Raw genomic sequence first — 8,244 nt, forward strand, 5'->3', positions numbered from 1 at the left:
TGACCAGGCCGGTGGCGGCGTTGATCGACAGGCCGGCGGGCAGGCCGGTGGCGGACCAGCTGAGGGTGCCGGTGGCGGTGTCGGTGGCCTGCAGCTGCAGCGAGGCGGCGGTGCCGACGGCGCCCGACTGGTTGCCCGGGTTGGTCACCGTGACGCTGCCGGTGCTGCCGGTGTTCCAGGCGTCGGTGATCGAGGTGGCCTGGGCGGCCGAACCGGCGTACGGCAGGCCGTACATGTCCTCGATGGTGCGCAGCACGCCGAAGTGGTCGACGTACTCGCCGTAGCTGCCGGCCTTCACGGGCTGGCCGTTGAAGAGGGTGGTGATCTGGTTGGCCGAGGTGGTGCTGTCGTCCTCGTCGAAGGTGGTGACCAGGAGGCTGTTGTGCGTCTTGGCCCACTGGACGTAGGCGTCCAGGTGGGTCTTCAGCCAGGTGTCACCGGTGGCGATCGAGCAGTTGTGGATGTCGTCGCAGAGGTTCGGCACCACCCAGGAGACGGTGGGCAGTTGGGTGAAGTCGGTGGGGAAGGCCGAGAAGGGCTGGTTGTCCGCCGCCGGTACGTTGCTGAAGTTCACCCAGGGGTTGTGCTTGCGGGCGTAGTTGCCGCTGGTGCAGACCGTGGAGCCGGCCGAGGGCAGGTCCTCGGAGTACCCGGTGAAGGTCAGGCCCTTGGCGATCAGCTGGGCCGCCTCGTTGTCCGTGCCGAAGGTGTGCGGGCAGGAGTCGTCGGTGACGCCCTGGTTGGAGCCCGAGAACAGGTCCAGGTAGTTCGGCTCGCTCGGGTGCTCGATCGCGTGCGCGTCGGTGAAGTTGGCCCCGCTGGTCGCCAGTTGGTTGAAGTAGGGGGCCTGCGAGTTGCCGATGATCGAGCTCTCGGAGGTGTTCTCGAAGATCACCACCACCACGTGGTCGGGCCGCGGTACGCCGGTGGCGGCCGCGGCGGGGGTGGCGGCGGTGACCGTGCTGAGGCCGGTGACGCTGGTCACCAGGCCGCAGAGCAGACCCAGGGAGGCGGCCAGGCGAGTGGCCGGACGGGGCAGACGCAACGCGGACTCCTCGGAGAGGCGGATGATGATTGCCATCATTCGCAATTGACGGTGTCCGTACAAGGCTGCTGCAGCGAACACCTTGCGAAGTTCCGCTCTCCGAGGAGCACGTGATCTTCCGCGGCCGGTCGGCCGGGGTTCAGTTCGACGGTCAGGCGGGCTGGGCGAGCGAGAGGCCGAACCTGCCCTCCCGGTCGGTCCACCACTCGCGCAGCGCGAAGCCGGCCGCGGCCAGCTCCTCGGACACCCGCTCCCGGCGGAACTTGGCCGAGATCTCGGTCCGCAGCTCCTCCCCGGCGGCGAAGTCCACCGTCAACTCCACGCCGGGGATGGCGACCTGCTGGTCCCGGGTGGAGCGCAGCCGCATCTCGATCCACTCCCGCTCGGCGTCCCAGAGCGCCACGTGCTCGAAGGCCTCCGGGTCGAAGGTGGCCTCCAGCTCGCGGTCCAGCACGTTGAGCACGTTCTTGTTGAACTCCGCGGTCACGCCGGCCGAGTCGTCGTAGGCGGCGACCAGCACGGCCGGGTCCTTGACCAGGTCGGTGCCGAGCAGCAGCGCGTCCCCGGGGGCCAGTTCGGCCCGCAGCGAGGCGAGGAACCGGGCCCGCTCGGCGGGCGTGAGGTTGCCCAGGGTGCCGCCGAGGAAGATCACCAGGCGCGGGCCCGGCGCCGACCGGGGCAGGCCGAGCTCGGCGGTGAAGTCGGACACCACGCCGTGCACGGACAGGCCCGGGTAGTCCAGCGCCAGTTGCTCGCCGGCCTCGCGCAGCGCGCTCTCGCTCACGTCCACCGGGACGTAGCTCTCCAGGGTGCCCAGCTCGCTCAGCGCGTCCAGCAGCAGCCGGGTCTTCTCCGAGGAGCCGGAACCCAGTTCGACCAGGGTGCGGGCCCGGGTGGCGGCCGCGACGGCGCCGGCCCGCTCGGTCAGGATGGCCCGCTCGGCGCGGGTCGGGTAGTACTCGGGCAGGCGGGTGATGTCCTCGAACAGCTCGCTGCCCCGCTTGTCGTAGAACCACTTGGGCGGGAGCCACTTGGCGTCGGCGGTCAGGCCGAGCCGGACGTCCTCGCGCAGCGCCCGGGCGAAGTGGTCGGCGGGGAGCAGTCGGGTGAGTTCGAAGGTGGTCATCGAAGGTCCTCTCAGGCGGCGGTGGTGAGGTCCAGCGGCCGGACCGTCACCGCGTCCGGGGTGGCCAGCAGAACGGAGCGGTCGGGCACCGGCAGCCAGCCGGGGCCGTCGTCGCCGGGCTCGGAGGCGACCAGCACCGAGCGGCCGAGCTCCAGACGGTGGAAGAGGGTGTCGCCCCAGGCGGTGGCGGCGATCACGTGCCCGTCCGTGACGAGCAGGTTGAGCCGGGCGCTGGTGTGCTCGGCGATCTCGGTGACGGTGTCGGCCAGCGCCGCACCCACCTCCTGACCGTCCCGCAGCCGGCGCCGCAGCAGCGCCCAGACCAGCGCGGAGTCGCAGCGCGCCTCCAGCTCCAGCAGGTCGGCCGCCGGCAGCCGTTCGGCCAGTGGGCCGAGCGCGCCCGGCCAGCCGGTGAGCACGCCGTTGTGGCTGAACAGCCAGCCGTCCCCGGCGTACGGGGCGGCTGCGCCCTGCTCGGCGCTGGTGCCCGCGGTGGCGGAGCGGACCGCCGCCAGCAGCGCGGTGGTGCGCAGCACCCGGGCCAGGTCGGCCAGGTTCTCGTCGGCCCAGATCGGCAGCGCGCGGCGGTAGCGGGCCGGCCGGGGGTCGCCGGCGGCGAACCAGCCCAGGCCGAAGCCGTCCGCGTTGACCGTGCCGTACTTCTGCAGCCGGGGCGACCAGGACTGGTGGTAGAGCCCGTAGGGCGGATCGATGATGACCTCCGCCGGGCTCACCGGCTCGCCGAGGTAGGCGAGGTGACGGCACATCAGGCACCGTCCGGCAGGTCGCGGGCGGTCCGGAAGCCGGCGAAGATCTGCCGGCGGATCGGGTAGTCCCAGTTGCGGAAGGTGCCCCGGCAGGCCACCGGCGCCACCGCGAAGCTGCCACCGCGCAGCACCTTGTACTCGGCCGGCCGCCCCGCCTCGGGGAAGAAGACCTCCGAGTACTCCCGGTACGGCCAGGCCCGGAAGCCGGGGTAGGGGGTGAAGTCGCTGGCGGTCCACTCCCAGACGTCGCCGATCAACTGCCGCACACCCAGCGGCGAGGCGCCCGCGGGGTAGCTGCCGACCTCGGCCGGCTGCAGGTGGCGCTGGCCCAGGTTGGCGTGCTGCTCGCCGGGCGCCTCGTCGCCCCAGGGGAAGCGGCGGGAGCGTCCGGAGGCCGGGTCGAACCGGGCCGCCTTCTCCCACTCCGCCTCGGTGGGCAGCCGCCGGCCGGCCCAGCGGGCGTACGCCTCGGCCTCGTACCAGGTGACGTGCAGCACCGGCTCGTTCGGCGGCACCGGCTCGACGCGGCCGAACCGGCGGCGCAGCCAGACGCCGTCCCGGGCGGTCCAGAAGAGCGGGGCGGTCAGGCCGGCGGCGTTCCGGTGCTCCCAGCCCGCCGGGCTCCACCAGCGCGGTTCCCGGTAGCCGCCGTCGGCGATGAACCGCTGGTAGTCACCGTTGCTCACCGGGACGGTGTCGATGGCGAAGGCGGGCAGGTCCACCCGGTGGGCCGGGCGCTCGTTGTCCAGTGCCCACGGCTCGGTGTCGGTGCCCATGGTGAACGGGCCGGCGGGGACGACCACTTCGGCGGGCAGCCGGTCCGCGGGGGCCGGCGCGGGGGCCGGCGCGGCGAGCACCGCCTCGCCCTTGCGCAGCTGGTGGGTGATCAGCATCGTCTCGTCGTGCTGCTGTTCGTGCTGGGCGATCAGCCCGAAGGCGAACCCGGCCCGCAGCAGCGGGGCGCCGGAGAGCGAGACGCCCTCCAGCAGGTCGAGCACCCGGCCGCGCACCTCGGCGGCGTAGCCGCGGGCCTCGGCCGGCGGCAGCAGCGGCAGCGAGGGGCGCTCGGCGCGCGGATGCTCGAAGGCGTCGTAGAGCGGGTCGATCTCGGGGTGCATCGGGTCCCGGCCGCCGACGTTGCGCAGCAGCCAGAGCTCCTCCTGGTTGCCGATGTGCGCCAGGTCCCAGACCAGGGGCGACATCAACCGGGAGTGCTGGGCGATCAGTTCACCGTCGTCCACGCTGTCGGTCAGGCCCTGGGTGCGGCCGCGGGCGGCCAGCAGCTCGCCGGCGATCGCCTCGCGCAGCCGCTCGTCGGTCAGTCCGGCGAGATCGGCGGGGTCGGCGGGCAGCGTCGGATCGGGGGGCAGGATCGGCTCGGGGGTGGCCGGTGGGTTCAGCACGGTGCGTCCTCCCGGGAGACGGGGTCGAGCAGGTCGTCGGCCGGACATCGGCCCCTGGCGGTGTAGCGCTCGGCGAACTCGGCCAGGGTGGTGCGCGCCGGTCCGTCCGGGTCGTGCCGGCCGAGCGCCGCGTCGGCGGCGGCGAAGCAGCCCAGGGCGACGCGGCGCAGCACGGGGTCGGCGACCGCGCGGGCGGCGGCCCTGGTCCAGGCGGGCCCGCGCGGGCCCGGCTCGGTGCCCGCCGTGACGTGGGCCGCCAGCGGCTCGGTCGCCTCCAGCGCCGCGTCGGCGGCCCGGTGGTCGAGGAAGAGCGCGGCGGTCAGCGCGGCCGGCACCGTCCAGCCGTCGCCCGGCTGCGCGTCGATCATGCGCAGCTCCAGGTAGCCGCGCGGGCGCACCGGCGGGAACAGGGTGGTCATGTGGTAGTCCAGGTCGGCCAGGGTGGGCCGCTCGGCCTCCGGACGGCGCAGCCAGTCGCGGAAGGTCAGACCGGCCGGGGCGTTCCACGGGGCGGGCTCCGGGCGGCGCACGCAGAGCACCTGCGCGTCCAGCACGTAGCGGGCCCAGGCGTGGCGCGGGTCGCCGTCCGGCGCGGGGGCCAGGGTGCGGCTGGGGTCCATCCTCGACCAGACCGCCTGGCGGGTGGACCGGTAGCCGGTCGGGCGGCCGTCCAGCAGCGGCGAGTTGGCGAAGGCCGCGACCAGCACCGGGCCGAGCCGGTGGGCCAGCAGCCAGCGCTCCCGGTACCCCGCGCTGCCGGGCCGGTCGGTGCCGGCGTCCAGGCAGACCTGGGTGGAGGCGGTGGCGCACATCATGATCTTGCCCCAGGGGCCCGACCTGCCGAAGTACTCCTCCATCGCCAGGTAGCGCGGCTGACGGAGGGTCACCTGTCGTTGCCCGGGATGGGGTTCGGTACCGTATCCGGCGAGGGTCAGGCCCTGCGCGGCGAAGGCCGTGCGCAGCGTGCCCAGATCCTGCGCGGTGGTCGCCAGACAGGCGGCCAGATCGGCGGCGGCCGGGGAGCTCAGCTCGACCTGGCCGCCGGGCTCGCGGGTGATCCGGGAGCCCAGGGGGAGTAACGGGTGGTCCGGGGAGAGGCCGAGCGCGGTGAGCGCGGCGTCCACCCGGTCGGGGGAGGGGGCGGCATGCGGTCGGCCGGCGTCGTGGACGAACCATTCGAGTTCGACTCCGACCCGCCCGGGCGGTCCGATCTTGAAGCAGGTGCTGGCGACGTAGACCTCGGCCGAGTTCTCGGTCAGCGGGGTCACCGTCGGCGGCGCCTGTGGTTCCTTGTCGAGCGGCGAGCTCGACGGTCGTACGAGGTTCACTGCCTCACATCCTCATGATCATCAGTGGCACGGCCCCGTCCTTCCTGCCCAGTCTGCGGCGGGTCACACGGGCCTGCCAGTGGCGTGACGCGGCTCACATCCGACGAAAAGCCGCTCGGGCCGGAAATATCCGGGGAGGTTCTCCCCGTTTGCCGTACAGTCGAAGGAAGTGGGGAACTTCTCCCCGCTACCACCCGGCCCACGAGAGGAGCGCCACCATGGAGACCGTCGAGGCCCCGTCCACGCTGGACGAACGCCAGCCGGTCCGTACCGGTGCGCCCCGGCTGCGGGCCGATGCGAGCCGCAACCGGGAGCGGATCCTCACCGCGGCCCGGGAGCTGTTCGCCGAGACCGGTGCCGACGTGCCGCTGGACGAGATCGCCCGGCGGGCGGGCGTCGGCAACGCGACGGTCTACCGCAACTTCCCGGACCGGGCGGCGCTGGCCCAGCAGGTCGCGCTCTCGGTGCTCGACCGGATCCTGGTCCGGGCCCGCGAGGCGCAGCTGCAGCCGGACGCCTTCGAGGCGCTCTGCGGCTTCGTCCACGCGGCGGCCGACGAGCGGGTGGGCGCGCTCTGCACACTGCTCAGCGAGCACGTCGCGCTGCACGCGGACGACGAGCTGTTCGCCGTCAAGACCCTGCTGGACGACGCTGTCCAGACCCTGATGGACCGGGCCCACGAGGCCGGCACGCTGCGGGGCGACGTGGCCCCCGGTGACGTCTTCGTGGCGCTGGCCCGGCTGACCCGGCCGCTGCCCGGCTCCGAGTGCCTGGAGCACGACGAGTCGATGTTCGTCCACCGCCACCTCGCCCTCTTCCTCGACGGGTTGCGGGCCCCGGGCCGGACCGAGCTGCCCGGGCGCCCCATCACCCTGGAGGACCTGCGGCGCCCCTGACCCGCACCGGCCGCCCGGCCGTCCCCTGATCTTCACCCGGACGTGAATCCATCGCGTCCGACGCTCAAGCACCGACTCCTGCCGTTAGGTGAGTACACCCATGTCGCAATCCGTCGCCCCACAGGCTGACCCCAACCGCTGGAAGGCGCTCGGGTTCATAGCCCTGGCCCAGCTGATGGTGGTGCTGGACGCCACCATCGTGAACATCGCCCTGCCCTCGGCCCAGAAGGCCCTCGGCTTCTCCGACACGCAGCGCTCCTGGGTGATCACCGCCTACGCGCTGGCCTTCGGCGGCCTGCTGCTGTTCGGCGGCCGGATCGCCGACCTGTGGGGGCGCCGTCGCACCTTCATGGTCGGCCTGGTGGGCTTCGCGGCCGCCTCCGCGATCGGTGGCGCCTCGCAGAGCTTCGGCATGCTGGTCGGCGCCCGCGCGCTGCAGGGTGCCTTCGGTGCGCTGCTCGCCCCGGCGGCGCTCTCGCTGCTGACGGTGATGTTCACCGAGGCGCAGGAGCGGGCCAAGGCCTTCGGCATCTACGGCGCGGTCGCCGGTGGCGGTGGCGCCATCGGTCTGATCCTCGGTGGTGTGCTCACCGAGTACCTGAACTGGCGCTGGACCTTCTACATCAACGTGCCGTTCGCGATCATCGCGGTGGCGGGCGCGATCCTGGTGATCCGCGAGCCGGCCGGCGGACTCAACCGCAACAGGCTGGACATCCCCGGCGTGCTGCTGGTCTCCAGCGGCCTGGTCGCGCTGGTCTACGGCTTCACCAAGGCCTCCGAGACCAGCTGGGGCAACGGCACCACGATCGGCCTGTTCGTGGCCGCCGCCGTGCTGCTGACCGCCTTCGTGATCGTCGAGAGCCGGGTCAGCGCCCCGCTGCTGCCGCTGCGCGTGGTGCTCGACCGCAACCGCGGCGGCTCCTACCTGGCGCTGGGCCTGGCCATCATCGGCATGTTCGGTCTCTTCCTCTTCCTGACCTACTACATGCAGAACATCCTGGGCTACTCCCCGGTCAAGACCGGCGTCGCCTTCCTGCCCATGGTGGCGGGCATGATCACCGGTTCCACCCAGATCGGCGCCCGGCTGATGAACCGGCTCCCGGCCCGGTTCCTGATGGCGCCCGGCTTCCTGGTCGCGGCGGTCGGCATGTCGATCCTGACCCAGATCAAGATCGACTCGTCCTACTGGCTGATCCTGCCCGGCCTGGTCCTGATGGGCCTCGGCATGGGTACCGCGTTCATGCCGGCGATGAGCCTGGCCACCTTCCGGGTGCGCCCGACCGACGCCGGTGTCGCCTCCGCGATGGTCAACACCTCGCAGCAGGTCGGCGGCGCGATCGGCACCGCGGCGCTGAGCACGGTCGCGGCCAGCGCCACCAAGGGGTACTTCGCCTCGCACCCGATCACCCAGTCGACGCCGCTGCCGCTGCAGAAGCTGACCCTGGCGCAGGCCCAGGTGCACGGCTTCACCCACGCGATCTGGTGGTCCTTCGGCTTCCTGCTGGTGGCCGCCGCGATCTCCGCGGTGCTGCTGAACGGCGGCGGCGCGCAGAACACCCAGGCCGCGGCCGGGGCCGACGGCGAGGTCGCCGACGTGCCGGTGATGGCGCACTGACCCGCTGAGCAGAACCGGGGCGCCGCCCCTCCCGCACCGGGTGGGGCGGCGCCCTGCGTTACTC

At 73.0% G+C, this 8,244-nt stretch carries 7 protein-coding genes; 2 read left to right on the forward strand and 5 right to left on the reverse strand.

What is annotated here, in order from left to right; genetic code table 11:
- The 5 genes from ACFW1A_RS23300 to egtA all read right to left on the reverse strand — a co-directional run.
- Positions 1-1,081 (reverse strand): alkaline phosphatase family protein (locus ACFW1A_RS23300; RefSeq protein ID WP_380411115.1); only part of this gene is annotated, 1,081 nt, incomplete at its 3' end.
- Between the two features lie 115 nt (positions 1,082-1,196).
- Positions 1,197-2,171 (reverse strand): L-histidine N(alpha)-methyltransferase, encoded by a 975-nt coding sequence (egtD, locus tag ACFW1A_RS23305; RefSeq protein WP_380411117.1) that lies wholly within the window; start codon positions 2,169-2,171, stop codon positions 1,197-1,199.
- A gap of 11 nt (positions 2,172-2,182) precedes the next feature.
- The gene (egtC, locus tag ACFW1A_RS23310; protein ID WP_380411118.1) at positions 2,183-2,938 is read right to left on the reverse strand and encodes an ergothioneine biosynthesis protein EgtC; all 756 of its coding nucleotides are present in this window, start codon (positions 2,936-2,938) and stop codon (positions 2,183-2,185) included.
- Positions 2,938-4,260 (reverse strand): ergothioneine biosynthesis protein EgtB, encoded by a 1,323-nt coding sequence (gene egtB / locus ACFW1A_RS23315; RefSeq protein WP_380411126.1) that lies wholly within the window; start codon positions 4,258-4,260, stop codon positions 2,938-2,940. Before egtB ends, egtC begins: the two co-directional genes overlap by 1 nt.
- Positions 4,261-4,334: 74 nt before the next feature.
- Positions 4,335-5,669, reverse strand: coding sequence for an ergothioneine biosynthesis glutamate--cysteine ligase EgtA (egtA, locus tag ACFW1A_RS23320; protein ID WP_380411120.1), 1,335 nt, complete (start codon positions 5,667-5,669; stop codon positions 4,335-4,337).
- Positions 5,670-5,887: 218 nt separating this feature from the next.
- Between egtA and ACFW1A_RS23325 the strand changes: the two genes are divergently transcribed.
- Positions 5,888-6,565 (forward strand): TetR/AcrR family transcriptional regulator, encoded by a 678-nt coding sequence (locus ACFW1A_RS23325; RefSeq protein WP_380411121.1) that lies wholly within the window; start codon positions 5,888-5,890, stop codon positions 6,563-6,565.
- 100 nt (positions 6,566-6,665) lie between these two features.
- On the forward strand, positions 6,666-8,180 hold the full coding sequence (locus tag ACFW1A_RS23330; RefSeq protein ID WP_380411122.1) for an MFS transporter: 1,515 nt from the start codon (positions 6,666-6,668) through the stop codon (positions 8,178-8,180).
- Positions 8,181-8,244: the final 64 nt, after the last annotated feature.

The organism is Kitasatospora sp. NPDC058965, from assembly GCF_042741245.1.
Classification (GTDB): Bacteria; Actinomycetota; Actinomycetes; order Streptomycetales; family Streptomycetaceae; genus Kitasatospora.

Bases quoted from the DNA above. Each gene is read 5' to 3' on its own strand.
- ACFW1A_RS23330 (WP_380411122.1), top strand. From the start codon at position 6,666: ATGTCGCAATCCGTCGCCCCACAGGCTGACCCCAACCGCTGGAAGGCG.
- egtD (WP_380411117.1), bottom strand. From the start codon at position 2,171: ATGACCACCTTCGAACTCACCCGACTGCTCCCCGCCGACCACTTCGCC.
- egtC (WP_380411118.1), bottom strand. From the start codon at position 2,938: ATGTGCCGTCACCTCGCCTACCTCGGCGAGCCGGTGAGCCCGGCGGAG.
- ACFW1A_RS23325 (WP_380411121.1), top strand. From the start codon at position 5,888: ATGGAGACCGTCGAGGCCCCGTCCACGCTGGACGAACGCCAGCCGGTC.